General features: G+C 69.8%; 26 protein-coding genes. 16 read left to right on the forward strand and 10 right to left on the reverse strand.

Translation table 11 applies throughout. The features are described 5' to 3' along the window. Position 1: 1 nt before the first annotated feature. From FHP25_RS29675 to FHP25_RS29695, 5 genes are all read right to left on the reverse strand, one after another. Complete coding sequence (locus tag FHP25_RS29675; RefSeq protein WP_147850606.1) at positions 2-925, reverse strand: ABC transporter permease; 924 nt, start codon at positions 923-925, stop codon at positions 2-4. Between the two features lies 1 nt (position 926). Beyond that, positions 927-1,985: an ABC transporter permease gene (locus FHP25_RS29680; protein ID WP_147850646.1), complete on the reverse strand. Its 1,059-nt coding sequence runs from the start codon at positions 1,983-1,985 to the stop codon at positions 927-929. A 175-nt stretch (positions 1,986-2,160) separates the two neighbouring features. Beyond that, on the reverse strand, positions 2,161-3,279 hold the full coding sequence (locus FHP25_RS29685) for a BMP family ABC transporter substrate-binding protein (RefSeq protein WP_147850607.1): 1,119 nt from the start codon (positions 3,277-3,279) through the stop codon (positions 2,161-2,163). 235 nt (positions 3,280-3,514) lie between these two features. Beyond that, positions 3,515-4,786, reverse strand: a complete 1,272-nt coding sequence (locus tag FHP25_RS29690; RefSeq protein WP_147850608.1) for an MFS transporter — start codon at positions 4,784-4,786, stop codon at positions 3,515-3,517. After that, entirely contained in the window at positions 4,783-5,529 is a 747-nt protein-coding gene (locus tag FHP25_RS29695) for a GNAT family N-acetyltransferase (RefSeq protein WP_147850609.1), read from the reverse strand. The genes FHP25_RS29690 and FHP25_RS29695 overlap by 4 nt, the downstream gene beginning before the upstream one ends. A gap of 265 nt (positions 5,530-5,794) precedes the next feature. On the opposite strand from FHP25_RS29695, the gene FHP25_RS29700 reads away from it, so the two are divergent. Then, a complete protein-coding gene (locus FHP25_RS29700; RefSeq protein WP_147850610.1) occupies positions 5,795-6,025 on the forward strand; it encodes a hypothetical protein in 231 nt (76 codons plus the stop codon). Between the two features lie 8 nt (positions 6,026-6,033). On the opposite strand, the gene FHP25_RS29705 is transcribed toward FHP25_RS29700, so the two are convergent. Next, entirely contained in the window at positions 6,034-7,401 is a 1,368-nt protein-coding gene (locus FHP25_RS29705; protein ID WP_147850611.1) for a glutamate--cysteine ligase, read from the reverse strand. A 150-nt stretch (positions 7,402-7,551) separates the two neighbouring features. Then, positions 7,552-8,334, reverse strand: a complete 783-nt coding sequence (locus FHP25_RS29710) for a 16S rRNA (uracil(1498)-N(3))-methyltransferase (RefSeq protein WP_147850612.1) — start codon at positions 8,332-8,334, stop codon at positions 7,552-7,554. Between the two features lie 88 nt (positions 8,335-8,422). Between FHP25_RS29710 and ubiA the strand changes: the two genes are divergently transcribed. From ubiA to FHP25_RS29740, 6 genes are all read left to right on the forward strand, one after another. Then, positions 8,423-9,394: a 4-hydroxybenzoate octaprenyltransferase gene (ubiA, locus tag FHP25_RS29715; protein ID WP_147850613.1), complete on the forward strand. Its 972-nt coding sequence runs from the start codon at positions 8,423-8,425 to the stop codon at positions 9,392-9,394. A gap of 9 nt (positions 9,395-9,403) precedes the next feature. Beyond that, positions 9,404-10,069, forward strand: a complete 666-nt coding sequence (locus FHP25_RS29720) for a class I SAM-dependent methyltransferase (protein ID WP_147850614.1) — start codon at positions 9,404-9,406, stop codon at positions 10,067-10,069. A 72-nt stretch (positions 10,070-10,141) separates the two neighbouring features. Then, complete coding sequence (locus tag FHP25_RS29725; protein WP_147850615.1) at positions 10,142-10,876, forward strand: hypothetical protein; 735 nt, start codon at positions 10,142-10,144, stop codon at positions 10,874-10,876. Positions 10,877-10,933: 57 nt separating this feature from the next. Beyond that, positions 10,934-11,833 carry a DMT family transporter gene (locus FHP25_RS29730; protein ID WP_231712528.1) on the forward strand — a complete coding sequence of 300 codons (900 nt, stop codon included), beginning with the start codon at positions 10,934-10,936 and terminating at the stop codon, positions 11,831-11,833. A gap of 69 nt (positions 11,834-11,902) precedes the next feature. Continuing rightward, entirely contained in the window at positions 11,903-12,364 is a 462-nt protein-coding gene (locus FHP25_RS29735) for a CreA family protein (protein WP_147850616.1), read from the forward strand. A gap of 40 nt (positions 12,365-12,404) precedes the next feature. Next, positions 12,405-13,160 carry an Hsp70 family protein gene (locus FHP25_RS29740; protein WP_147850617.1) on the forward strand — a complete coding sequence of 252 codons (756 nt, stop codon included), beginning with the start codon at positions 12,405-12,407 and terminating at the stop codon, positions 13,158-13,160. Here FHP25_RS29740 and FHP25_RS29745 read toward each other — a convergent pair whose 3' ends face one another. Both FHP25_RS29745 and FHP25_RS29750 read right to left on the reverse strand, forming a co-directional pair. Then, complete coding sequence (locus FHP25_RS29745; protein ID WP_147850618.1) at positions 13,161-13,910, reverse strand: M20 family metallopeptidase; 750 nt, start codon at positions 13,908-13,910, stop codon at positions 13,161-13,163. It abuts the gene before it with no gap. Between the two features lie 11 nt (positions 13,911-13,921). Further along, positions 13,922-14,329, reverse strand: a complete 408-nt coding sequence (locus FHP25_RS29750; protein WP_147850619.1) for a DUF4170 domain-containing protein — start codon at positions 14,327-14,329, stop codon at positions 13,922-13,924. A gap of 142 nt (positions 14,330-14,471) precedes the next feature. Here FHP25_RS29750 and FHP25_RS29755 point away from each other — a divergent pair, with 142 nt between their 5' ends. From FHP25_RS29755 to FHP25_RS29775, 5 genes are all read left to right on the forward strand, one after another. After that, complete coding sequence (locus tag FHP25_RS29755; RefSeq protein ID WP_178133883.1) at positions 14,472-15,005, forward strand: YbjN domain-containing protein; 534 nt, start codon at positions 14,472-14,474, stop codon at positions 15,003-15,005. A gap of 24 nt (positions 15,006-15,029) precedes the next feature. After that, positions 15,030-16,565 carry a UbiD family decarboxylase gene (locus FHP25_RS29760; protein WP_147850621.1) on the forward strand — a complete coding sequence of 512 codons (1,536 nt, stop codon included), beginning with the start codon at positions 15,030-15,032 and terminating at the stop codon, positions 16,563-16,565. A 148-nt stretch (positions 16,566-16,713) separates the two neighbouring features. Next, on the forward strand, positions 16,714-17,730 hold the full coding sequence (locus tag FHP25_RS29765) for a D-cysteine desulfhydrase family protein (protein WP_147850622.1): 1,017 nt from the start codon (positions 16,714-16,716) through the stop codon (positions 17,728-17,730). Positions 17,731-17,754: 24 nt separating this feature from the next. Beyond that, entirely contained in the window at positions 17,755-18,069 is a 315-nt protein-coding gene (locus FHP25_RS29770; protein WP_147850623.1) for a nucleotidyltransferase domain-containing protein, read from the forward strand. Continuing rightward, a complete protein-coding gene (locus FHP25_RS29775; RefSeq protein WP_147850624.1) occupies positions 18,066-18,446 on the forward strand; it encodes a HEPN domain-containing protein in 381 nt (126 codons plus the stop codon). Before FHP25_RS29770 ends, FHP25_RS29775 begins: the two co-directional genes overlap by 4 nt. Positions 18,447-18,546: 100 nt before the next feature. Here FHP25_RS29775 and FHP25_RS29780 read toward each other — a convergent pair whose 3' ends face one another. Then, complete coding sequence (locus FHP25_RS29780) at positions 18,547-19,389, reverse strand: universal stress protein (protein WP_178133884.1); 843 nt, start codon at positions 19,387-19,389, stop codon at positions 18,547-18,549. Positions 19,390-19,844: 455 nt separating this feature from the next. Here FHP25_RS29780 and leuA point away from each other — a divergent pair, with 455 nt between their 5' ends. From leuA to FHP25_RS42025, 4 genes are all read left to right on the forward strand, one after another. Further along, positions 19,845-21,554, forward strand: coding sequence for a 2-isopropylmalate synthase (leuA, locus tag FHP25_RS29785; protein WP_147850626.1), 1,710 nt, complete (start codon positions 19,845-19,847; stop codon positions 21,552-21,554). 630 nt (positions 21,555-22,184) lie between these two features. Then, positions 22,185-22,439 (forward strand): type II toxin-antitoxin system Phd/YefM family antitoxin, encoded by a 255-nt coding sequence (locus FHP25_RS29790; protein WP_147850627.1) that lies wholly within the window; start codon positions 22,185-22,187, stop codon positions 22,437-22,439. Further along, positions 22,436-22,702 (forward strand): Txe/YoeB family addiction module toxin, encoded by a 267-nt coding sequence (locus FHP25_RS29795; protein WP_147850628.1) that lies wholly within the window; start codon positions 22,436-22,438, stop codon positions 22,700-22,702. Before FHP25_RS29790 ends, FHP25_RS29795 begins: the two co-directional genes overlap by 4 nt. A 221-nt stretch (positions 22,703-22,923) precedes the next feature. Then, the gene (locus FHP25_RS42025; protein ID WP_147850648.1) at positions 22,924-25,596 is read left to right on the forward strand and encodes an ATP-dependent helicase; all 2,673 of its coding nucleotides are present in this window, start codon (positions 22,924-22,926) and stop codon (positions 25,594-25,596) included. Positions 25,597-25,735 lie beyond the last annotated feature (139 nt).

The raw sequence follows: 25,735 nt of genomic DNA on the forward strand, positions 1-25,735 counted from the left end.
TTCAGCGCGTCACGCCGAGCTCGCCCGGCGCACCACGCAAGCTGCGTTCGGGCGAGCACGTGATGATCATGATGGCCAGCGTCAGCACGTAGGGCGCGGCGCCGAACAGGTAGTAGCCCTGTGTGACGCCGACCGACTGCAGGGCCGGGCTGATGGCGCCGGCGGCGCCGAACAGCAGCGACGCCCACAGGCAGCGCAACGGATTCCAGCGCGCGAAGATCACCAGCGCGACGGCCATCAGCCCCTGCCCGCTCGACAGGCCCTCGTTCCAGCTGCCGGGGTAGTAGAGAGACAGGAAGGCGCCGCCGATGCCCGACAGGAAGCCGCCTGCAGCCGTCGCCAGCAGCCGCACCCACGCCACCGACACGCCCATGGCGCGTGCGGCATCGACGCTTTCCCCGGCCAGGCGCACCACCAGGCCCCAGCGCGTCTTGCGCAATGCCCACCACAGGGCGGGGGCCAGCACGATGCCGAGGACGAAGAGCCAGTTCACCTGCAGGGCCGATCGCACCTGCGGGATGTCGCTCCACCAGCCGAGCTCGACCGCCGAGAGGTTGGGCGCCTTGGGCTGCACCAGCGGCTTGCCCAGGAAGAAAGCCAGGCCTGTCGCCGCCAGCATCAGGGCGATGCCGGTGGCGATGTCGTTGACGCGCGGCAGATTGCAGATCGCGGCGTGCAGGCCGCCCAGCAGCAGGCCGATGAGGCCGGCCACCAGCACGCCGGCCCAGGGCGAGCCGGTCTGCAGCGCCACGCCATAGGCGCTCATGGCGCCCATCACCAGCGTGCCTTCGAGGCCGAGATTGATGCGGCCGCTGCGTTCGGTCAGGCATTCGCCCAGGCTGACGAAGATGAACGGCGTGCTGACACGGATCGCGCCGGCCAGCATGGCGAGGGGAACCGCCCACAGGCCGAGATCGGTCTGCATCTCAGGCGCCCCGCGGCTGGAACAGGCGGATGCGCCCGTACAGCGACTCGCCGGCCAGGATCATCACGAAGATCACGCCCTGCAGCACCAGCACGGTGGCATCCGGCAGGTCGAGCCGCCGTTGCAGCAGGCCGTTGCTGGCGCTGATCCCGCCCATCAAGACGGCTACCGGCACGATGGCCAGCGGATGGTGCCGCGCCAGGAACGCCACCAGGATGCCGGCATAGCCGTAGCCCGCGACCAGCGAGGCATTGGCGCGGCCATGCACCGCGGCCACCTCGATCATGCCGGCCAGCCCGGCCGCGGCGCCGCCCAGCAGGCAGGTCACCGCCACCAGCCGGCCGACATTCAAGCCCATGCCGCGGGCCGCCCGCACATTGCCGCCGGCCATGTCGGCGGCGAAGCCGAACGTGGTGTGGCGCATCAGCACATAGGTGCCGATGCAGAAGATCACGCCCAGCGCCAGGCCCCAGTGCACGTCGGTGCCCGGCAGGTTGCCGATCATGTTCGCCTCGCCGATGGGCGCCGTCGACGGCTTGTTCAGGCTCTGCGGATCGCGCAGCGGACCTTCCACGAGATGGTTCATCAGCGCGATCGCGATATAGGTCAGCAGCAGGCTGGCGATGGTCTCGTTGACGCCGCGGCTGTGGCGCAGCCAGCCGGCGGCGAGGATCCACAGGCCGCCCACGGCCATGCCGGCCACGGCCATGACGAGTTGCACCGCGATCGGGGCGGCGCCGTGCATCAGCAGGCCGGCGGAAGCCGCCGCCACGCCGCCGGCGACGAGCGCGCCTTCGTTGCCGATCACCACCAGGCCCAGCCGTGCCGGCAGCGCCGTGCAGAGCGCCGTGAGGATGAGCGGCGCGGCCCGCACCAGCGTGTTCTGCAGCGAGAACCAGCTCCCGAACGCACCCTGGTACATCAGGCCGTAGACCTCGAGCGGATCGACCTGCGCTACCAGCGCCAGGAAGACCCCGAACACGACCGAGGACGCCGCGAGCGCGATCAGCGGCACCGCGACGCGCTCGGCGGCCTGCCGCCACCTGTCGTCGATCGCCATGCGTATCGACGGACCGGCAGCGGCGCCGGTGACGATCTCCGGCCCGGCGATGCTGACCGCTGCCGCCGCTGGCTCGGCGTGGGCAGGCGAATGCTCCGGCTCGGCCATGGCGACGTCACGCGCAATCACCTGGGCCTCCACCGGTTGCGTCCGCGACGAGCCTCGCGAGATCACGTCAGGACGTAGCGCCCAGCACGCCGTCGATCAGGTAGCTCATCGCTTCAAGTGTCGGCTCGGTCTGGATGTACTCGGTGCCGGCGGTGATCACGGTGTTGCCCTTGTTGTCCTTCAGCGGGCCCTTGAAGATCACGTAGTTGCCGCCCAGCATCTGCGTCTTGACCGCCTCGTGCTGCGCCCGCGCCTTCTCCGTCACCGCCGGACCGAAGGCCGACGTCTTCACGAAGCCTTCCTTCAAGCCGCCGCGCACGAAGTTGCCCGGCACGCTGCCGGCCTTCATGGCTGCGACGAAGTCGGTGTAGACCTTCTCCCAGTTCCATTCGGCGCCGGTGAGATAGCCCTTGGGCGCCAGCTTCGCCTGGTTGGCATGGTAGCCGCAGGCGTAGATGCCGGCGCGCTCGGCGGTCTCGACCACCACCTTGGGGCTATCGACGTGGCAGGTCACGACGTCCACGCCCTGCGCCACCATGCTGTTGGTGGCTTCGGCCTCCTTGACCGGCAGCGCCCAGTCGCCGGTGAAGATCACCTGGGTCGTGATCTTGGGATTCGCCGACCGGGCGCCGAGGGTGAAGGCATTGATGTTGCGCAGCACCTGGGGGATCGGCTTGGCGGCGATGAAGCCGAGCTTGCCGGTCTTGCTGACATGGCCGGCGACCACGCCGTTGAGGTACTGGCACTCGTCGATATAGCCGAAATAGCTGCCGGTGTTGGCCGGGTGCTTGTCCCTGGTCCACAGGCCGCCGCAATGGCGAAACTGCAGCTTGGGGTATTTCTGCGCCATGCGCAGCATGTGCGGATCGAAGTAGCCGAACGATGTCGGGAACAGCAGCGTGGCACCGTCCAGGTTGATCATGCTCTCCATCGATTTCTCGACGGCGACCGTCTCCGGCACCTTCTCTTCCTCGACCACCTTCACACCGGCCATCTTCTTGATCACGGCCGCGGCCTCGGCATGCGCCTGGTTATAGCCATAGTCGTCGCGCGGCCCGACATAGATGAAGCCGATCACCAGCGGCTTCTGCGCCCGCACCCCGTGCAGCGGCAATGCGCCGGCAGCCAGCGCCGCGCCTGTGCCCTGCAGAAGCCGACGACGGCCGATCGATCCGTTCCTGAGCATGCGATCCCCCACGCCATGGTGTGCACGGTCCGGCGCGTGCCGGCCTCCCCCGGTGCCCACCGCCATCGGGCATGAGGCAAAGCCTGTGCCATTGTCAGGAAGGCCGTTGTGCGATGCCCATCCGTATTCGGAACGCAGCGAAGGATCCGGGGGTGCTCAGGGCGCGACCGCATCCATCTGTCGCGCAGTTGCGCGCCCGTTGCGCAGGGGCGCTCGGTCCATGCCCAATTATTGGTCAGGCTGCTGCGCGGCGCAGCCGCCATGCCAGCAGGATGGCCAGCGCCAGGGCCAGCATGGCGCAGGCTAGCGCCAAGGACAGGGCAAGCCCATGACCGCCGTGCTCGACCAGCGCGGCGTGGATACCCGGCGCCAGCGCCGTGCTCAGCAATGCCGGCGCCGTCATGGCGCCGATCAGCGCGCCGTAGCCGCGGGCGCCGAACAGCAGCAGCGGCACCACGCCGCGCGCGATCGTGACCAGCCCGTTGGAGGCGCCCTGCAGGAACGCGAACGCGGCGGCGCGGATCAGCCACGGCGCGCCGACCAGCGCCAGCAGCGCCACCGGCGTCAGGCCGATCGCGATCAGGCACAGCGTCAGCGGATGCAGCCGCGCGGCGAACAGGATCTCCCAGAGCCGCGCCACCACCTGCCCGACGCCGCGCAGCGCCGCGACCGAAACCGCCGCCGTCGCGGTCAGCCCGAACACCATCAGCGTGTCGACGAGATGTGCCGACAGCGCCGAGTTCGAATACATGAAGAGCGCGAAGCAGAGCGTGAGGAGGATCAGCATCGACCGTCGCCGCGCCGGGTCCACCGTGCCCTCGTCATGCGTCGCCGTGGCCGCGTCGGCAGGCAGCACCATCGGGTCCGGTCGGCCGGCCGGCAGCAGCAGCGCATGCAGGGGCAGGCAGACGAGGAGGTTCAGCGCGGCAAAGATGCCCAAGGTCGCCCGCCACCCACAGGCGTCGACCAAGGTCCAGCCGACCGGCCAGAAGACCGTCGACGCGAAGCCTCCGAAAAGCGTCAGGATTGAGATGGCGCGGCGCGCCCCCCGGCCCGCCGCCAGCGCCAGGGTCGCGAACGCCGCCTCATAGAGCACCAGGCGCATCGCGACGCCCAGGATCGCCCATGCGACCCAATAGGCGACGACCGAAGTCGCCAGGGCCGCCACCATCAGACCCGACGCCGCGATGAGCGAGCCGGTCGCCATCATCCAGCGGCCACCGAAGCGATCGATCAGCCGTCCCACCGGCTGCGCCAGCAGCGCGCCGAGGATGAGCGCGGCGGAGAACGCGCCGAACACCGCCGTCCTGGACCAGCCGGTATCGGCCGTGATCGGGGTGGACAGCACCGTCGGGGCATAGAAGGTCGTGCCCCAGCTCACGATCTGGGTGACACCCAGCGCGCTGACCGCGCGACGTGTGCCGGCCGCCGGCACCAGCGCCGCCGATCGCGCCCGCAGCGCAGTCAATCGCGCCGGCGATGTCGGCGCCGCGTCGCTGGTGCTCACCGTCCCGGCTCGGCGCCGTCCATCACGGCCCCCTCGTCAAGATCGCGCTGCATCAGAGTCGTATCAATCCAGCGCCCGAACTTGAAGCCGACTCGCTCGAGCACGCCCACCATCCGGAATCCCTGGCTGCGATGCAGCGCCACGGACGCGGCGCTGTTGTCGCCGATGATCGCGACCACGCGCCGGCAGCCACCGGCGGCGCAGCGCGCCAGCAGCTCGGCCAGCAGGGCGCGGCCGATCCCATGGCCGTGCCACTCCTTGTCGATGTAGACCGAGTTCTCGACCGTGTGGCGATAGGCGGCACGTGTGCGGTAGAGGCCGGCGTAGCAGTAGCCCACGACCTTGCCCTCGCGTTCGGCCACGAGATACGGCAGCCCCCTCTGCAGCACGTCGTGCCGGCGCCGCGCCATCTCCTCGATGGATGGCGGCTCCTCCTCGAACGAGGCGGCGCCGTGCAGCACATGGTGGCCGTAGATGCGCTGGATGGCCGACACGTCGGCGTCCATCGAGTCGCGCACGCGCACGTCGGCGGCTGCAGCGCGGATGTTGTCCATGTTTCCCGATCCCGTCCCGTCTGGCCTGTCCAACATGTCGAGCGGCCGGCCGACCACCGCCTCGATCCGGCTGATGCCGACGTCACGCAGCAGGCGCGCATCCAGTGCGCGAAGCGCCTGCAGCTGGCGCCATTGCGATCGCGGGGAGAGGGCGACGTAGCGCCATGCCTCGACGATCCATGCCGCCATGCTGCTCCTCGACACCGGTCGGCCCGAAACGCGGTCAGCGACCGCACGCCTCCGATGCCGGCAACCTTGTGGCGAGCCGAAGCAGAAGAAAACCCTATTGTTCTTATGCAGACAATTTAAAAAACTTTGCCGTGCCGCTACCCGCCGCACGCTTGTCACAGGACTTCAAAACAACAGCCATATGATGATGGCTGACGGGATGCACGGAACGTTCAATCGGTCTGCCGCGTTGCGTAGCCATCTCGGAACGGAGGGAGTCGGCAACATGACCGCTCATTTCCCTGCCGTGACATCTGCTCAGGCGATGGCGCGCCGCCGGCTCGCACGCCGAGCCCAGCAGGATACGCTGCTGCTGGCGTTCTGCTGGCTGACCGCAGCCGCCGGCCTCACCGCCTCCTACTGGCTGGAGCACCTGGCCCTGCAGGCCGCTTCCTGCGTGCTCGGGCTGATCGGCGCCCTCGCGGCCCTGGTGCTGACGGTCGCCTCCAACCGCTAGGCAATACGCTAGTAGGCGTAGGCCTCGTAGAGCGCTTCGGCCTTGCCGTTGAACTCCCGCGCGACGCGCGCGGCCTTCTCCTCCGCCAGGGTCACGCCCGAGTCGGCGATGCGGCGCAACGGGTCGAGATACATCGTCTCGTCGCGGCCCTGGGTATCGAGCTGGCGGCGGGCACGCAGCCCAGCCTCGGCGATCGCCACCATGTGCTGCGCCAGCGCCTGCACCGTGGTGTCGCGGAACGCCGTCTTCAGCCCCCGCCTGGGCACCTCGGCGCGCAACGCGTCGTGCTCGGCGATCGTCCAGTCCTTGACCATGTCCCAGGCGGCATCGAGCGCGCTCTGGTCGTAGAGCACGCCCATCCACAGCGCCGGCAGGGCGACCAGCAGGTCGCGTGGCCCACAGTCGGACCCCCGCATCTCGAGGAACCGCTTCAGCCGCACCTCGGGGAAGGCGGTGGTGATATGGTCCGACCAGTCCGTCAGCCGTGCGATGTCGCCGACGTCGTTGTGCAGCCGGCCGGCCATGAAATCGCGGAACGACTTGCCGCTGAGGTCGATGTACCTGCCGTTGCGGTAGGCGAAATACATCGGCACGTCGAGCAGCCAGTCGACGTAGCGCTCGAAGCCGAAGCCGGGCTCGAACACGAACGGCAGCATGCCGCAGCGGTCCGGGTCGGTGTCGGTCCAGACATGGCTGCGCCGGCTGACAAAGCCGGTGTCGACACCCTCGACGAAGGGCGAGTTGGCGTAGAGCGCCGTCGCCACCGGCTGCAAGGCCAGCGACACGCGGAACTTCTTCACCATGTCGGCTTCATCGGCGAAGTCGACATTGGTCTGCACCGTGCAGGTGCGCAGCATCATGTCGAGGCCGAGCGAGCCCTTCTTGGGCATGTAGCTGCGCATGATCGCGTAGCGGCCCTTGGGCATCCAGTCGAAGTCCTCGCGCCGCCAGGTCGGGGTGTGGCCCATGCCCAGGAAGCCGATGCCCATCGGCCCGGCCACCGCTTTCACCTCCGCGAGGTGCTGGTCGGTCTCGGCCGCCGCCTCGTGCACGGTGGCCAGCGGCGCACCGCTGAGCTCGAACTGCCCGCCCGGCTCCAGGGTGATGCTGGCGTTGTCGCGCGCCAGCGCGATCGGCTTGCCGTTCTCCAGCACCGGCTGCCAGCCGAAGCGGGCGGCCAGACCCTCGAGCAGATGGCGCACGCCGGCCGCCCCTCCATAAGGGATCGGCCGGAGCGAGGCATGCAGGAAGCCGAACTTCTCGTGCTCGGTACCGGCACGCCACTGCGCGCGCGGCTTGCCGCCGGCTTCCATGTATTCGATGAGCTGCCGCCGATTGGTGATCGGCGTGCCGGCTCCGCTGGGCGGCGCGGACATCAGCGAATTCCCCCCGCCGCGTTTCGCAGCCCAGAGGCGCCACGCGGTCGCAAAAGTTGGTGAGCGGCACCGCCGCTCCCTGGTCGCGTCGTTGCTAGCAAGCCGCCGCGCCGGACTCAACCGGCCCGCACCGTTTCGAATGAGGTTTCCTTACGTATCCATGCAAGCAGTTTCATGCGATCGCCGGCCTCGCGGCACCGCCTGCCAGTCGCCGACGATGGCCTGCCACACCGCCAGCGCCGCCAGGGCGGCCGTGTCGGCACGCAGAATGCGCGGCCCCAGGCCCACGGCGTGGGCCATGGGCAGGCGGCCGATCATGTCGAGCTCGGCCGGCGCGAAGCCGCCTTCCGGGCCGGTCAGCACCGCCCACGGCGCCGCCCGCGCCGGCGCGTCCAGCGCCGCCAGCATCGCGGCCACGGGGCGGCCACCACCGGTCTCGTCCGCCACCAGCAGATGGCGCTCGTGCGGCCAGGTGGCAAGCAGCTGGGCCAGCGCGAGCGGCGGCGCCACATCGGGCACCGTCAGGCGTTCCGTCTGCTCGGCCGCCTCGACGGCATTGGCCCGCAGGCGATCAAGGTTGACCCGCTCGACGATGGTGCGCTGCGTGATCACGGGCTGCAGCCGGCCGACGCCCAGCTCGGTCGCCTTCTCGGCGATGAAATCCAGCCGCGCCTTCTTGACCGGCGCGAAGCACAGCCAGAGATCCGGCTCGTCGGCCGGCGCCCGCGTGCGGTCCTCGACCTGCAGCGCGAGCGACCGCTTGGACGCCGCCGTGATCGTGGCCCGCCATTCGCCGTCGCGGCCGTTGAACAGATGGACGGGCGCGCCGACGCCCAGGCGCAGCACGTCGCGCAGGTAGTGCGTGTGCTCGGGGCCGAGCGCGATGGCCGAGCCGGCGTCGAGCACAGCATCAATGTACAGCCGTGGCGTCATGGGCGCCCTTTAGCACGGATCGGCCCCGGACGGCGGCTGCGTCATACGTACCATTGAGCCGGCCCTGCCGGATGCCCATGATGGCGCCATGACCAAGGCCATTCCCGCCGCCACCCACACCGACATCGACCGCGCGCACTGGACGCTGCGGCTGCTGCCGGCGTCGCTGCGGCCCTACGGCCGCCTGGCGCGCTGGGACCGGCCGATCGGCATCTGGCTGCTGCTGTTTCCCTGCTGGTGGGCGCTGGCGCTCAGCGTTCCCATCCCGGCGCCGCAGGATGGGGTCGGCCTGACGGCCCGGCACCTGCCGGCGCTCGGCACCCTGGCCTGGCTGATGGTGCTGTTCGCGATCGGCACGGTGGCGATGCGCGGCGCCGGCTGCACATGGAATGACATCCTCGACCGCGATTTCGATGCCCGCGTCGAGCGCACGCGCAGCCGGCCGCTGCCGGCGGGCGAGGCCACGGTGCGGCAGGCGCTGGTCTGGGCGGCGCTGCAGGCGGCGGTGGGCGCCGTCATCCTGCTGAGCTTCAGCTGGTTCGCGATCGCCGTCGGCCTGGCATCGCTGGCGATCGTGGCGATCTATCCCCTGATGAAGCGCATCACGTCCTGGCCGCAGGTCGTGCTGGGCTTCGCCTTCAACTGGGGCGCCCTGCTGGGCTGGGCCGTGGCGCAGGACGCGATCGGCTGGGGCGCCGTGGCGCTCTATCTCGGCGGCATCGCCTGGACGCTGGTCTACGACACGATCTATGCCATGCAGGACCAGCGCGACGATGCGATCGTGGGGGTGCGCTCCACGGCGCGGCGCTTCCAGGCCCACCCCCGGACCTGGCTCACCATCTTTGCCGTGCTGACCGTGGTCGGCTTCGGCCTGGCCGGCTGGTTCACGTCCATCGGCCCGCTCTACTATGTCGGGCTGGCGCTGGTGGCGGCGCACCTGACATGGCAGGTGGCGACGGTGAAGCCGCACGCCCCGGCCGACTGCCTTCACAAGTTCCGCGCCAATCGCGGCATCGGCTGGCTGCTGCTGGCCGGCATCCTGGCCGGCCGGCTGATCTGACGCTGCGCCATGGTCAGCCGCCATCCCGATCCCGAGGCCTTCATCCGCGCCTACACGGCATTGGAACGGCCGGCCCTGGTGCCCGAGCTGGCGCTGTGGCTGGCCGCCGAATACCTGCCGATCTGGCAGGCGACCGAGGATTGGCTGGAAAAGAACAACGTCGACCCGCCCTACTGGGCCTTCTGCTGGCCCGGCGGCCAGGCCGTGGCGCGCTACCTGCTGGACAACCCGGCCATGGTGGCCGGCCGCACGGTCATCGACTTCGCGGCCGGCGGCGGGGTCGCGACCATCGCCGCCATGAAGGCCGGCGCCGCCCGCGGCATCGGCAACGACATCGACCCGATGGCGGTGGCCGCGATCGGCCTCAATGCCCTGGCCAACGGCGTCGACGTCCATACCGACGCCAGCGACTGGCTGGCAGGCCCGGCGGCGTCGCCCGAGGCCGGGGTCGTGATCGCCGGCGACGTCTGCTACGAGCGCGAGATGACGGCGCGCACCATGGCCTGGCTGCGCGGCCACGCCGCCGCCGGCCGGCTGGTGCTGCTGGGGGATCCCGGGCGCAACTACTTCCAGGCCGACCGCCTGCAGGAGCTGGCGCGCTACCAGATCCCGACATCGCTGCAGCTGGAGAACCGCGGCCTGCGCGAGACGACGGTGTGGCGGGTGCTGCCGTAGGCGCACTGCAACAAATCCGTGACTGGTCTTTAACAATCGACATCTCTACAGTCCGCGCGCATGACAAATCCGGTGTCGAGACTGACCCCCGACGACTTCGATCGTCTCTACGCGCGCTTCAACGCGTCGGTATGCCAATACGACTGCGGCAAGAAGTGCGCGCCGCTCAACAACGGCTCGCCGGTGTGCTGCTCGACCCAGGACGCGGTGCCGGTGGTGCACAAGGCCGAGTTCAAGCTGCTGCGCGGCCGCACCGACCTGTGGCGGCGCTTCAAGCCCTACGATGCCGCCACCCGCAAGATCGTCGACGAGCTCACCACCTCGTCCTGCGCCATCGAGTGCAAGGGCGCGGCCTTCTGCGAGCGCCACAACCGCACCATCGCCTGCCGCGCCTTCCCCTTCTTCCCCTACGTCACCCGCCAGCGCGAGATCATCGGACTGAGCGTCTACTGGATCTTCGAGGACCGCTGCTGGATGATGTCCAACATGCGCCTGGTGGAGCGGGCCTTCATCAATGAATGCCTCGACACCTGGGACGGGATCTTCGCCAAGGACCGGGAGGAGTGGGAGACCTATGTCGACTACTCCGCCACCATGCGCCGCGTCTTCAGCCGCTTCGGCCGCAAGATCCCGGTCCTGGACCGCGACGCCCGCCTGCTCATGGTCGATCCGTCGACCGGCGCGGCACGCCCCGGCCGCGACAACGCGTACCCGAAATACGGCCCCTTCAAGAGCGAGGCCGCCTACCGCAAGGCGATCAAGGAAGCCGGCGGCACCGTGCCGGCGGAAGGCCTGGCGCCGGTCTAGCCGCCGGGTGCGGAGCGCCGGCGCGCCTGGACCGGCGGCCATGAGCGGTGATCGAGGGTGACGGCCTCCCTGCGCCTGCCGCTGGCCTGGGCCGCGATGCTGCTCTGCCCGGCGCTGTTCGCCGTCAACCAGCTCGGCGCCCGCTACGTCGACTACGTGCCGCCCTACGCCCTGGCGCTGGGCCGCTGGCTGTGCGCCCTGGTCCTGCTGCTGCTGTTCGTCGGCGGCCGCCTGTGGCGCCAGCGGGCGGCGGTCCGCCGCGAGTGGCGCGACCTGCTGGTGCTGGGGGCGCTGGGCATGTGGGTCTGCGGCGCCTTCGTCTATATCGGCGGGCGCACCACGACGGCGACCAATATCGGCCTGATCTACGCCGCCTCGCCGGTGGTCGTGGTCGGCGTGGCGGCGCTGGCCTATGGCGAGCGCCTGTGGCCGCGGCAGCTGGCCGGCATCGCGCTCTGCCTGCTGGGCGTGCTGTGGGTGATCATCAAGGGCGACCCGACGCGCCTGCTCACGGTCAGCTTCACCGCCGGCGACCTGTGGATCGCCGTCGCCTCGGCCAGCTGGGGCCTCTACTCCGTCCTGCTCAGGCACCGGCCCAGCGGGCTCGATCCCACGACCCGGCTGGCCGCCATCATGGCCGGCGGCGTCGCGGTGCTGCTGCCCACCGCCGCGATCGAGGCCGCCTTCGTCGGCGCGCCGCCGCTCGATGCCCGCTCGCTGGCCACGGTCCTGGTGCTGGCCGTGGTGCCCGGCGTCGGGGCCTACGGCGCCTATTCCTACGCGCTCGCCGTGCTGGGCGCGGCGCGCACGGCGATCGGCATGTATCTCGGCCCGATCTACACCGGGCTGATGGCCTGGCCGCTGCTGGGCGAGACGCCCGCCTCCTACCACATCGCCGGCGCCCTGCTGGTGCTGCCCGGCATCTTCCTCGCCACCCGCTTGCCGCCGGGCCGCTGATGCCGTACTGCCGCGCGCCGGCCACAAACGGTGTCCACCTCTATCGCCCCGACCCCGGAGGCTCCCGCCATGCGCTGTGTCCTCGCCGCCGCCCTCGCCCTGACCACGCTCGCCGGCGCCGCGCGCGCCGAGGATATCGGCAGCGCCAGCTACCGCTTCAAATGGCTGGGGCCCAACGACCGCATCAAGGTCGAGGTGTTCGACGACCCGGCCGTGCCCGGCGTCGCCTGCTACCTGTCGCGGGCCGAGACCGGCGGCGTGAAGGGCGCCCTGGGCCTCGCCGAGGACCCGGGCGAGGCGTCGATCGCCTGCCGGCAGGTCGGGCCGATCGACCTGGAGAAGGTGAAGAAGCTGAGGAGCGGCCAGGAGGTCTTCGAGCGCGGCGCCTCTTTGGTGTGGAAGAAGACCCAGGTGGTGCGCTTCTATGATGCCAAGCGCAACGTGCTGGTCTACCTCACCTACACCGACCGGGTGATCGAGGGCAGCCCGCGCAACTCGATCAGCGTCGTGCCGCTGGGCCGGCCGCAGTGAACCGGACGAACCAATGAACAGGCGCAAGGGGTGACATTCGATGGGACTGGTCTGGATCGCCGTCGCGGCCGGCGCCGTGCTGCTGCTGGTCGTGCTCCTGGTGCTGCGCAGCCGGCGCAACGAACGCGTCATCGACCTCTCCGGGCCGTCGGACACGACCGGCGCGGAGCCGGCGCGGATCGGGCGCAATGAGGCCGCCCCCGACACCAGCAAGGCGGAGTCGCCGGGCGAGATCCTCGAGCTCAGGGGACTCGACGACGCCGAGTGCGGCCTCGCCGACTGGCTTTTGCAGCAGGCCAACCAGAGCCTGGGGATCGACGTCTCCGGCGACCGCACGGCGATCACCCGCCTGGCCGACGCGGCCGTGGCGGCGTCCGCCGACCTCAAGGCGAGCGGCCGGGCCCGCATCGACCTGCCCTACATCGCCGCCGACGCCAGCGGCCCCAAGCACTTCCAGCGCGAGGTGACGCGCGCGGAGGCCGAGATCGGCATGATCGACCACGAGCTGCTCCTGGTCGACGAGCTGCTGGCCTGGCGCGGGCGCGACAGCCGCACCGCCGCGCTGGGCGCCTGGCTGGAAACCGAGGCCGAGGAGGAAGGCGACGGCGACGGCTCGCTCGACGCCCTTTCCACCCAGCGCATGGCCGACGCGGCCGAGCAGGCGATGGCCGAGATCGCCCGCTCGGGCAGCGCCAGCGTCGACCTGCCCGGGCTGGTCAGGCAGGGCAAGCCGCCGTTCCATTTCCGCCGCAGCTTCGACCGCGCCGCGCTGGACGAGATGATCGGCGAGGCCTGATCAGGGCGCACGCGGCGCGGCATAGAGGAACGTCCCCAGCAGCACCCAGCGCCGGGCGGCGCCGGCGCGGCCCGGCCTGGCCGCCAGCGGCGTCACGTAGTGCCAGAACGGCAGGCGGTAGGCGCTGACCGTGGCCGGCGCCGCCACCGAAACCATCTCGGTGAAATGCCCGGCGCGGGCATAGACCAGCCATTGATGGGCGACCGACGGCGCCGCCAGCGAGACGTGGACGTCGACATAGCCGGCGCGGGCGCGCCGGTTGCGCGGGTGGTGGTCGTTGTGCGGGCCGGCATAGTCGCCGGGGCCGTAGCACAGCACCTGCCGGCCCCAGCCCTCGGCCAGCTTGCGGCCGGCCAGCGCCGCGGCGAAGGCCCGGAAGCTCTCCGACCGCAGCATCGCCGCCAGCCCGATCCGCCTGGCGATGCGCACGCCCGGCTCCTGCGGCGAGTCGAAGTACACCGTCGATGCCCGCGCCGCCTTGGGCAGCATCTCGGCATAGTCGTCCGTCATCTCCCAGATCGTCTCGGGCGGGATCGGCCGGTCGATGCGCTCCAGCGCCGCCAGCAGGTGGCGGTCCAGCAGCGCCCGCAGGCGCCGCGCCTGGCGTGCATCGATCAGGTCCGCGGCCGATTCGAAGCGCCGGCGCGGATCGGCCAGCGCCCCGCACAGCGGATGCGTGCCGGCCAGCACGCGGCGGCCCTGGCGCGAGAGGATGTCCTCGAACTCGGCCGGGAAGCGATCAGCCGGCATGGACGGGGGCCTCACGCGCCGGTGGTCTGCTCGATCTCGATGCGGTAGCGGCACATGGCGTCGTCGACCGTGGCCCAGGCGCGGCCGGCCCAGGCCTTCTGCGCCTGCTCCTGGGTCGCGAAGGGCCCGAGGCGCTCCAGGGTCTTGCCCGGCGCCGGCACGGTGAAGGTGGCGTCGGCGTATTCGCCGCCCACCACCCAGTAGCGCGTCGCGGGCGCTGCGCCGGTATCGGACTCCTCGGTCACGATCGAATAGCGGCTGTGCGCGTCGTCGACCGTGGCCCAGGCGCGTCCCGACCATGCCTTCAGCGCCTCGTCGTAGGTGCCGAAGGGGCCGAGCCGCATTTCCGCCTTGCCGGGCGCGAAGCTGGTGAAGCTCGTGTCGTTGTATTCGCCGCCGACCACCCAAAAGCGCTTCATCGCCGCTCCGCCAGGATTTTCCGGACCATAATGCGCCCGCCGGCCACGTCAACCGATGTGCGCGACGCGGCGTGATGTGGACAGGACTCGACGCCGCTGCGAGAATTAGGGCACACAGCGCATCATGCCAGAGGAGACCCGCATGCCCCGCTTCACCCGCGCGCGACGCCAGCTGCGCGCCTTCGTGATCGCCATGGCCGCCGCCGTCGCGGCCCCGATGCTGGCCGCCGCGCCTGCGTCCGCCCAGATCCTGGGCCTGGTCGACGATACCGGAGTCAACCCCCAGGACCTCGCCCGCCTGCTGCAGCAATGGGGCTACCGCGCCGAGGTCAAGACCGACCAGCAGGGCGAGCCCGAGATCGTGAGCGCCGTCGAGGGCCTCACCTTCGTGATCTTCTTCTACGACTGCAACAAGAGCGCGAAGGGCAAGTGCCTGAGCTACCAGTTCTGGGCCGGGTTCCGCGACCTCAACCCGCCGGTGACGCTGGAGAAGCTCAACGACTGGAACGAGAAGCAGCGCTGGACCATGTGCTCGACCGACGGCCAGGGCCGCGTGCGGGTGAAGATGAGCGTCAATCCGCGCGGCACCGACCTCGAGCAGAACTTCAAGAACTGGTTCAACTGGTGGCAGCGCTCGCTGGCCGATTTCAAGAAGCACATCAATTTCCGCGGCTAGCGGAGGTTCTGAAAGCATCATCGCATGCCCTACGCGTCGCTGCGCGACTTCATGGACCGGCTGGAGCGCGAGGGCCGGCTGGTCCGGGTCAAGGCGCCGGTCTCGCCGGTCCTGGAAATGACCGAGATCCAGACCCGGCTGCTGGCAACGCAAGGGCCGGCGGTGCTGTTCGAGCACGTCGTGCGCGAGGGTGGCGGCCGCTACGACATGCCGGTGCTGGTGAACCTGTTCGGCACCGTCGAGCGCGTGGCCTGGGGCATGGACCGCACGCCGGCCGAGCTGCGCCAGGTCGGCGAGACCCTGGCCTTCCTGCGCCAGCCCGAGCCGCCGGGCGGCTGGCGCGAGGCGCTCGACATGCTGCCGCTGCTGCGCACGGTGATGGCGATGAAGCCGCGCACCGTGGGCGGCCTGCTGGGCGGCAGCGCGCCGTGCCAGGAGGTGGTGCTGACCGGCGCCGACATCGATCTTGGCCGCCTGCCGATCCAGACCTGCTGGCCGGGCGAGCCGGCGCCGCTGATCACCTGGCCGCTGATCGTGACGCGTGGTCCCGATCCCAAGGGCGACCGCCAGGACAGCTACAACCTCGGCATCTACCGCATGCAGGTGACGGGGCGGAACACCACCCTGATGCGCTGGCTGAAGCACCGTGGCGGCGCCCAGCACCACCGGCGCTGGCAGGCCGCGGGCAAGCGCGAGCCGCTGCCGGCGGCGGCCGTGATCGGCGCCGATCCCGGCACCATCCTGGCGGCGGTGACGCCGGTGCCCGACACGCTCTCGGAGTACCAGTTCGCCGGCCTCCTGCGCGGCCGCAAGGTCGACCTGGTCGACTGCAAGACCATCCCGCTGAAGGTGCCGGCCGAGGCCGAGATCGTGCTCGAGGGCCATGTCTCGCTCGACGACTACGGCGATGAGGGCCCCTACGGCGACCACACCGGCTACTACAACAGCGTCGAGAAGTTCCCGGTGTTCACGCTCAGCGCCATCACCATGCGGCGCCAGCCGATCTACCTCTCGACCTTCACCGGCCGGCCGCCCGACGAGCCCTCGGTGCTGGGCGAGGCGCTGAACGAGGTCTTCATCCCGCTGCTGCAGCAGCAGTTCCCCGAGATCGTCGACTTCTGGCTGCCGCCCGAGGGCTGCTCGTACCGCATCGCCGTGGTGTCGATGAGGAAGGCCTACCCCGGCCACGCCAAGCGCGTGATGATGGGCGTGTGGTCGTACCTGCGGCAGTTCATGTACACCAAGTGGGTGATCGTGGTGGACGACGACATCGACGCGCGCGACTGGAAGGACGTGATGTGGGCGCTCTCCACCCGCATGGACCCGGCGCGCGACGTGACCCTGGTCGAGAGCACGCCCATCGACTACCTCGACTTCGCGAGCCCCGTATCGGGGCTGGGCTCGAAGATCGGGCTCGACGCGACCAACAAGTGGCCGGGCGAGACCAGCCGCGAATGGGGCACCCAGATCGCGATGGACGACGCGGTGGTGAAGAAGATCGACGCGCTGTGGCCCGAGCTGGGGTTGCCGGGTGATGGGAAGAAGATCTGGAAGAGATGACGAATCTTCCCTCCCCCACCGCAGGTGGGGGAGGTGGCCGAAGGCCGGAGGGGGAGCCGACGGGGTCTCAGTTACCAAGAGCACGTTGGGTCCCCCCCCGCCCTTCGGGCACCTCCCCCAGCTTAGCTGGGGGAGGTGGATTGGAGCCATGACCGCCCTCCTCGACACGCTCTCTGCCCTCCCGCGGGTGCGGCTGGCGCATCTGCCGACGCCGGTCGAGCCGCTCGACCGGCTGCGGGCCCATCTCGGCGCGGCGCCGCGGCTGTGGATCAAGCGCGACGACTGCACCGGCCTGGGCTTCGGCGGCAACAAGGTGCGCAAGCTCGAGCTGCTGCTGGCCGAGGCGCTGGCGCAGGGCGCCGATGCCGTCGTCACCGGCGGCGTGGTGCAGTCCAACCACATCCGCCAGACCGCGGCCGCGGCGGCGAAGCTGGGGCTGGAGTGCCACCTGGCGGTGATGACCGGCCGCGTGCCGCACGTCGATCCCGACTACGACGAGACCGGCAACATCCTGCTCGACCGCCTGTTCGGGGCAAGCTGCGTGATGCTCGACTGGCGCGCCGACCGCAACGCCGTGATCGGCGGCCTGATCGACGAGCTGAAGGCGCGCGGGCGCACGCCCTACATGGTGCCCTATGGCGGCTCGAACGCGCTGGGCGCCGCCGGCTTCGTGCTGGCCGTGGTCGAGCTGCTGGCGCAGGCGCGGACGCTGGGCGTGCGCTTCAGCCATGTCGTGCACGCCTCGGGCAGCGCCGGCACCCAGGCCGGGCTCGCCGTCGGCCTGGCGGCGCTGGCGCCCGACACCGAGCTGATCGGCCTCGACATCGACGCCGAGCCCGAGCGCGTGCGGCGCGACGTCGAGCGCGTGGCGCACGACACCGCAGCGCTGCTGGGCGCCGCCGACGCGCTGCGCGGCCGGCCGATCACCGTCGTGCCCGGCTATGCCGGCGACGGCTACGGCCTGCCCACCGCGGGCATGATCGAGGCGGTGAGGCTGGGCGCGCGGCTGGAGGGGCTGGTCCTGGACCCGGTCTACTCCGGCAAGGGCTTCGCCGGAATCATCGACCTGGTGCGCCAGGGACGGTTCGGTGCCGATGACAACGTCGTCTTCTGGCACACCGGCGGCGCCCCGGCGCTGTTCGCCTACCGCTCGCTGTTCGGGTGACCGGCCGGATGGTAGGCTGGCGCCATGCCCGAACCTGACCTGAGCCTGGTGCGCGAGTTCAAGCGGCGGGCCGAGGCAGCCCTGCCCGGCCGCATCGCCAAGGTCGTGCTCTACGGCTCGCGCGCCCGCAACGACGCACGGCCCGACTCGGACTGGGATGTGGCCGTTTTCGTTCATGGCAAGCCCGCCGCGCACGAGCAGGACGCCCTGTCCGACATTGGCTTCGACCTCCTGATGGAGGTCGGCGAGCACATCCACCCCATCGCCCTCGACACGGCGCGAGCCGAGGAGGACTCGTGGTTCATGGAGACGGTGCGGCGTGACGGTCGTGCCGCATGACGCCGCAAGCTGCCCGTCGATTCGCCAAGGCTGAGCGCTTCCTCCAGCAGGCCGTCGCCCTCGACGCAGCGATCGCACCTGAGGGTCTGGTTCATCTTTGCTACTACGCGATGTTTCATGCGGCCGCAGCCGTGCTTCTCGACCGCCACGCCGCTGCGCCGAAGACGCACAGTGCGACCATCGCACAGTTCGGCGCGTTGGCGCGCACTGTTGGTTCTGATGCGGAACGTCTCGCGCATAACTTCAACCGTGCCGAGGACAGACGACTGATCGCCGACTACAGCGACCTTCCGCAGACAACGAGCGACGACGCCGCGAGCCTCCGCGACGACGCCATCGAGTTCGTCGGCTTCTGCCGGCAGCTGCTCGGCGCCTGAGCGCGTTGCCGCGGCGCCGGGTCCTGGGGCCCTCACCCTCCCATCGCGCTTGGCGCGATGGGCCCCTCCCTCTCCCGCGCAGCGGGAGAGGGATCACTGATCAATGTGCGAACATCACGGGGATGGGGCTGGAGAGGATCAGGTGGCGGGTGAGGCCGCCGAAGATCATCTGGCGCAGGCGGCTCTGGGTGTAGGCGCCCTTGATGATCAGGTCGGCGCCGAACTTCGTGGCCTCGTCGACCATGGCCTGGCCGGTCGACTTGCCGCCGGCCCCGCAATGGCGCGCGCTCACCGACAGGCCGTGGCGGCGCAGCGCCGTGGCCAGCTCGTCGCTGCTGGGGCCCTGCACCATGGCGCCCTCGATGCTGATCACCTCGACCGCCTCGGCCGCCTTGATCAGCGGCATCGCCATCGACAGCGCGCGCGCCGTCTCGGTCGAGCCGTTCCAGGCGATCACCACCTTCTTGCCGACCGCGGCATGGCGGCCGGCCGGCACCAGCAGCACCGGGCGGCCGGAATCGAACAGCGCGCCCTCGAACAGGCTCTCGGGCATGCGCGGCAGCGGCCCCGGCTGCGGCACCACCATCAGGTCGGCGACACGGCCGATCGAGCCGATCGCCATCGGCACCGCGTTCTGCAGCTCGGTCCAGGTCGCCGACGGGCTCGTGTCGTCGCCCTGGCCCTCGGCGATGCCCGCCGCCGCCATGCTGCGCTGGAAGGCGGCGCGCAGGCCGGCCATGCGCTTGCGCTCCTCCTCGTCGTCGGCCAGCGGCGTGTCGAACGGCGCCCCCATGCCGACATCGGTCCAGGCGACGCTCACGGCGCGATAGGACGGCGGCCCGAGGCCGACGACGTAGGCGCCGAAGCGGTGCGCCAGCGTCGCCGCCGTGTCGAACGGCGATGTGTCCTCCGCATCCCAGGCCAGAACGAGGATGGTCTTCATGGCGGACTCCCTGTGGACGCAACTTGCACAGGCGGTTCTCGCGACCGCACGACACGATGGAGGATAACGCGAAGCGCGCATGGCAGGAACAGCTGTCACGCATATCCCAAGCACAAGGCGTCTCGTCTGCACGCCCTCACCTTCCCATCGCTTCGCGATGGGCCCCTTCCTCTCCCGCTTGCGGGAGAGGAAGACTTGTCGTAAGGGTGAGCGATGACGTGGCGACTGCTACTTCGACTTATCGGCGCCGACCTCCTCTAAGGTCGGCGGCGCGCCCGTGCGTGCCCCCTGTCGAAGCGTTCGTTTCGCCCTCTTTGCACCACCGCCATGTTCATTCATTCGCATTTCCATTGGCTGCGACTTAGCGGCGGCTTGCGGGCCTGAGCTTCTGCTCGTCCGTGAGCCCGGGCGCGTCCGCCCTCCCCGGCCCTTCCCTTTCTCGAGAGATCCGACCCATGTCCCAGAAACCCATGATGCCCGGCGCGCGCGACAAGTACGTCCCCTTCCGCCAGGTGCCCCTCACCGACCGGCAGTGGCCCGGCAAGGTGATCACCAAGCCGCCGATCTGGTGCTCGGTCGACCTGCGCGACGGCAACCAGGCGCTGATCGAGCCGATGGACTCCGACCGCAAGACCCGCATGTTCAAGATGCTGGTCGAGATGGGCTTCAAGGAGATCGAGGTCGGCTTCCCGGCCGCGTCACAGACCGACTTCGACTTCGTGCGCCAGCTGATCGACGAGCGCATGATCCCCGGTGACGTCACCATTCAGGTGCTGACCCAGAGCCGGCCGGAGCTGATCGAGCGCACCTTCGAGTCGCTCAAGGGCGCCAAGCGCGCCATCGTGCATCTCTACAACAGCACCTCGACCACGCAGCGCCGCGTCGTGTTCGGGCTCGACATGCCGGGCATCATCGACATCGCCGTCTCCGGCGCGAAGCTGGTGAAGAAGCTGGCCGACGAGTACGAGGCGGCCGGCACCGAGATCGTTTACGAGTACTCGCCCGAGAGCTTCACCGGCACCGAGCTCGAGTTCGCGCGCGACATCTGCGCCGCGGTGGCCGACATCTACCAGCCGACGCCGCAGAAGAAGATGATCATCAACCTGCCGGCGACGGTGGAGATGGCCACGGCCAACATCTACGCCGACCAGATCGAGTGGTGCCATCGCAACTTCAAGTACCGCGACAGCTTCATCCTGAGCCTGCACCCGCACAACGACCGCGGCACCGGCGTGGCGGCGGCCGAGCTCGGCTACATGGCCGGCGCCGACCGCATCGAGGGCTGCCTGTTCGGCAACGGCGAGCGCACCGGCAACGTCGACATCGTGACCCTGGCGCTCAACATGTACACCCAGGGCATCGACCCCGAGATCGACTTCAGCGACATCAACGGGGTGCGCCAGATGGTCGAGTACTGCAACCAGCTGCCGGTGCACCCGCGCCATCCCTATGGCGGCGATCTGGTGTTCACGGCCTTCTCGGGCTCGCACCAGGACGCCATCAACAAGGGCTTCAAGGCGCTGGAGACGTCCAACAGCCAGGTGTGGGACGTGCCCTACCTGCCGATCGATCCCAAGGACCTGGGCCGCAGCTACGAGGCCATCATCCGCATCAACAGCCAGTCGGGCAAAGGCGGCATCGCCTACATCCTGAAGAACGACTACGGCATCGACCTGCCGCGGCTGCTGCAGGTCGAGTTCAGCAAGGTCATCCAGCGCATCACCGACGAGACCGGCAAGGAGATCAGCCCGGCCCTGATCTGGGACACGTTCCAGAAGGAGTATCTTCGGCGGACCTCGCCGGTGGAGTTCTTCGAGCACACCACCGTGCCGTCGCCGGGACACCACGACCAGCGCCTGCTCGACGCCAGCATCAAGTTCAACGGCTTCGCCAAGACCATCTCCGGCGCCGGCAACGGACCGATCGCCGCCTATGTCGACGCGCTCGGCAAGAGCTGCGGCATCCGGATGAAGGTGCGCGACTACCACCAGCACGCCGCCGGCGCCGGCTCCGACGCCACGGCGGTGAGCTTCATCGAGGCCGAGACCGTCGACGGCCGGGTGCTGTGGGGTGTCGGCATGGACTCCAACATCGTGGCCGCCTCGCTCAAGGCCGTGACCTCGGCCGCCAACCGCATCGCCTCGCCGGTGAGCGCCGTGGCGTAGGGCCGGGAGCGACATCGTTCCTCGCCCAAGGGGCGCGGCGCCGGCATCCCGGCACCGCGCCCCTTGTCGTTGGTGGGTGCGGGCTTGAAGCGGTGCGCCGCGGGCCGTTTCCGCATTTCCGGCTGTGACTTCGCGGCGGCTGTTGGCCGAAACCGCCTGCGCAGTTTCAAAAATCGGATTCCTCAATCGAATCAGTATCTTGCCTCGAATCCAGCGAATGCCCGCAACTGCGCGGTTTCGTGGCCGGGCGTCCGCTGCGGCATGGCTTGCAACGGAACGCGGCGGCATGGTCCTGGGCCCTCCCCGGCTGACGGGCGCGCCAGCACGCACCATCGCCTTTGTACATCTTTTACGATCAAAAATCAAGAACAAACAGGCAACATAGCGATCGGCTGCCGGATCAAACGCTGGGGGCGCGCCACTCCGTGGCGCGTCAGGCGCCGCCGCGGACAACTTCCTGAGTCGAAAATCGATCCGCCACGCTGGAAGGAAGAATGACGCGCCACGGAGTGGCGCGCCCCAGCGTCTGATCGTCCCATCTGGACCAACCGCCACGCATCCTGGGCTCCGGCCCGGTTGAAGTTGTACGCATTGCTGTACATATATCGACCGGGAGCATGGAGCGCCAACATGGATGTCCTGACCTATTCGGATACGCGGGCAAATCTGAAGGACGTGATGGAACGCGTCGTGCGGGACCGCACGCCGGTCGTGATCACGCGTCAGAAAGCCGAGGCCGTGGTGATGGTGTCGCTTTCCGACTGGAACGCGATGGAAGAGACCCTGCACCTGCTCTCGACACCCGCCAACGCCAAGCGTCTGCGCGAGTCCATCCGGGAGCTGGACGCGGACGGCGGCAGCGCGCGCACGCTGTCCGACGAGTGAAGCTCCTCTTCTCCGGCGCGGCGTGGGAGGACTACCAGCACTGGGTCGCGTCGGACCCGAACGTGCTGGACCGCCTGAACGCCCTGATCCGGGAATGCCGGCGTACGCCGTTCACCGGCACCGGAAAGCCCGAGGCCCTCAAGGGCGATCTCAAGGGATGGTGGTCGCGGCGGATCACGCTGGAGGATCGGCTGGTTTATCGTGTTCGCGGTGTCGCACCCGACCAAGTGCTTGAGATCGCGCAGTGCCGGTTCCACTACTGAAGGGCGCCCGCAGCGTCTGATCGTCTCGTCCCGGCCGACTGCCAAACATCCCGGGTCCGGCCGGGCCGCGGCGCTCCAGCGCCGCATCCGGCGCGCAGCGACGGACCTCATGAGCGGCGCTGGAGCGCCGCGGCCCGACCCATGATGAGGCACGGTAAGGCGGGTGGACTGCGGCAGGCGGCTGCGTGCTATACCAGGGGCCAGCAACCCCCGGCCCCATGATGTCCGATCCGTTCGACCTGACCGACGAGCCCGAACCCGCGCCTGCCGCCCGCCTGCGGCGGGGCGGCGACGCGCCGTCGGCCGGCCTGCCGGTGGCGCCGCCGTCGACCGCCTATCTCGACGGGTTGAACCCGACGCAGCGCGAGGCGGTCGAGCATACCGAGGGGCCGCTGCTGGTGCTGGCCGGGGCCGGCACCGGCAAGACCCGGGTGCTGACCACGCGCATCGCCCATATCCTGCTGACGCGCCGCGCCTGGCCCGGCCAGATCCTGGCCGTGACCTTCACCAACAAGGCGGCGCGCGAGATGCTGGAGCGGGTCGGCGCCGCCATCGGCCAGGCCGCCGACGGGCTGTGGCTGGGCACTTTCCACTCCATCGGCGTGCGCATCCTGCGCCGCCATGCCGAGCTGGTGGGGCTGAAGAGCAACTTCACCATCCTCGACACCGACGACCAGGTGCGGCTGATCAAGCAGCTGCTGGAGGCCGAGGGGGTCGACGACAAGAAGTTCCCGGCCCGCATCCTCTCCGGCATCATCCAGCGCTGGAAGGACCGCGCCCAGGGCCCCGACCAGGTCGGCACCGGCGACGACCAAGCCGAGTTCGCCGATGGCCGCGCGGTCGAGATCTACCGCCAGTACCAGGAGCGGCTGCGGGCCGTGAACGCCGCCGATTTCGGCGACCTGGTGATGCTGTGCGTCAGCCTGTTCCAGCAGCATCCCGACGTGCTGGCTGAATACCACCGCCGCTTCCGCTACATCCTGGTCGACGAGTACCAGGACACCAACGTGGCGCAGTACCTGTGGCTGCGGCTGCTGGCGCAGGGGGCGCAGACATCCCTTCCCCCGGAGGGGGAAGGTGCCCCGCAGGGGCGGAAGGGGGATGCTCGAACAGATTCGATGAGCCCCAGCGGCGCCGACTCCGTTGCACCATCCCCCTTCCGGCGCTCCGCGCCACCTTCCCCCTCCGGGGGAAGGACAACGGGCGCAAGCAACATCTGCTGCGTCGGCGACGACGACCAGTCGATCTACGGCTGGCGCGGCGCCGAGGTCGGCAACATCCTGCGCTTCGAGAAGGACTTCCCCGGCGCCCAGATCATCCGGCTGGAGCGCAACTACCGCTCGACGCCGCACATCCTGGCCGCGGCCTCGCACCTGATCGCGCACAACGAGGGCCGCCTGGGCAAGACGCTGTGGACCGAGTCCAAGGAGGGCGACAAGGTCCGGCTGCGCGGGGTGTGGGACGGCGACGAGGAAGCGCGCGTGATCGGCGAGGAGGTCGAGGCGCTGCAGCGCGAGAAGCACGCCTTGCGCGAGATCGCGATCCTGGTGCGCGCCGCCTTCCAGACCCGCGAGTTCGAAGAGCGGTTCATGACGCTGGGCGTGCCCTACCGGGTGGTGGGCGGCCCGCGCTTCTACGAGCGCCAGGAGATCCGCGATGCGCTCGCCTATCTGCGCGTGGTGGTGCAGCCCGACGACGACCTCGCCTTCGAGCGCATCTACAACGTGCCCAAGCGCGGCCTGGGCGACTCGACGCTGAAGACCCTGCGCGACATCCAGAAGACGCAGCGCGTCAGCCTGTTCGAGGCGGCGCGCCGGGCGCTGGAGACCGACGAGCTGCGGCCGCAGGCGCGCAAGACGCTGGGCGGCCTGGTGAAGAACTTCGAGCGCTGGCGCAGCATGCTCGACGGCATGAGCCACATTGAGGTGGCCGAGACGCTGCTCGACGAGTCGGGCTACACCGAGATGTGGCAGCGCGACCGCTCGCCCGAGGCGCCGGGCCGGCTGGAGAACCTGAAGGAGCTGATCAACGCCCTGCAGGAGTTCGAGAACCTGCAGGGCTTCCTCGAGCACGTGGCGCTGGTCACCGAGGGCAACCAGAACTCGAACGGCGACATGGTCACGATCATGACCATGCACGCCGCCAAGGGCCTGGAGTTCGACACCGTGTTCCTGCCCGGCTGGGAGGAAGGCCTGTTCCCCAACCAGCGCGCGCTCGACGACAAGGGCGTATCGGGCCTGGAGGAGGAACGCCGGCTGGCGTACGTAGCGCTGACCCGCGCGCGCCGGAACGTGCATGTCTCCTTCGCCGCCAACCGCCGTGTCTTCAACCAGTGGCAGGCCGCCATCCCCTCGCGCTTCATCGGCGAGCTGCCGGAGGCGCATCTCGAGGCCAGCAGCGACGCGGGGCTCTACGGCACGGCGTCGATGGGGCACTACGGCAGCATGGGGCGCGGGCTGGGAGCGCGCCACTCCAGTGGCGCATCATGGGATCCGCAAGGCGGCGGCAGCGGCCGCGGCGGGCTGAGCGATGTCGACGCCGACGCCAGCGACGCCGACTGGGGTCCCGACTGGGCCCGCGCGCGCAAGCTCGGCGCCGGCACGCGGCCCGGCAGCACCAGCGTCTACAGCTTCGGCGACCGCGGCGGCGGACGCTTCGGGGGCAGTGGTGGCGGCTTCGGCGGCCGCCGCGGCCGGTTCAGCGGCGAGGAGACCTACGACGACCGCCGCGCCACCGGCAACCGCCCGGCCGACGCGCTGGCCGTCGGCCAGCGCGTGTTCCACCAGAAGTTCGGCTACGGGAAGATCGTGGCGATCGACGGGAACAAGCTGGATATCGAGTTCGAGAAGGCGGGGCCGAAGAAGGTACTGGATAGCTTTGTGCAGGCGGCTTGAGGAGCAGAGCCACGCATTGTCAGCAACTGGCGGCGGCGCTTTGGTGTTGCTATACAGCTTGAATTACCAAGGCTCGAAGCATTCGGTCGTTGTGTGGTGTTACGGACGGCTCAATGGGCGCTCGATGGTCGCGTTAGGG

Source organism: Vineibacter terrae (assembly GCF_008039615.1).
Lineage (GTDB): Bacteria > Pseudomonadota > Alphaproteobacteria > Reyranellales > Reyranellaceae > Vineibacter > Vineibacter terrae.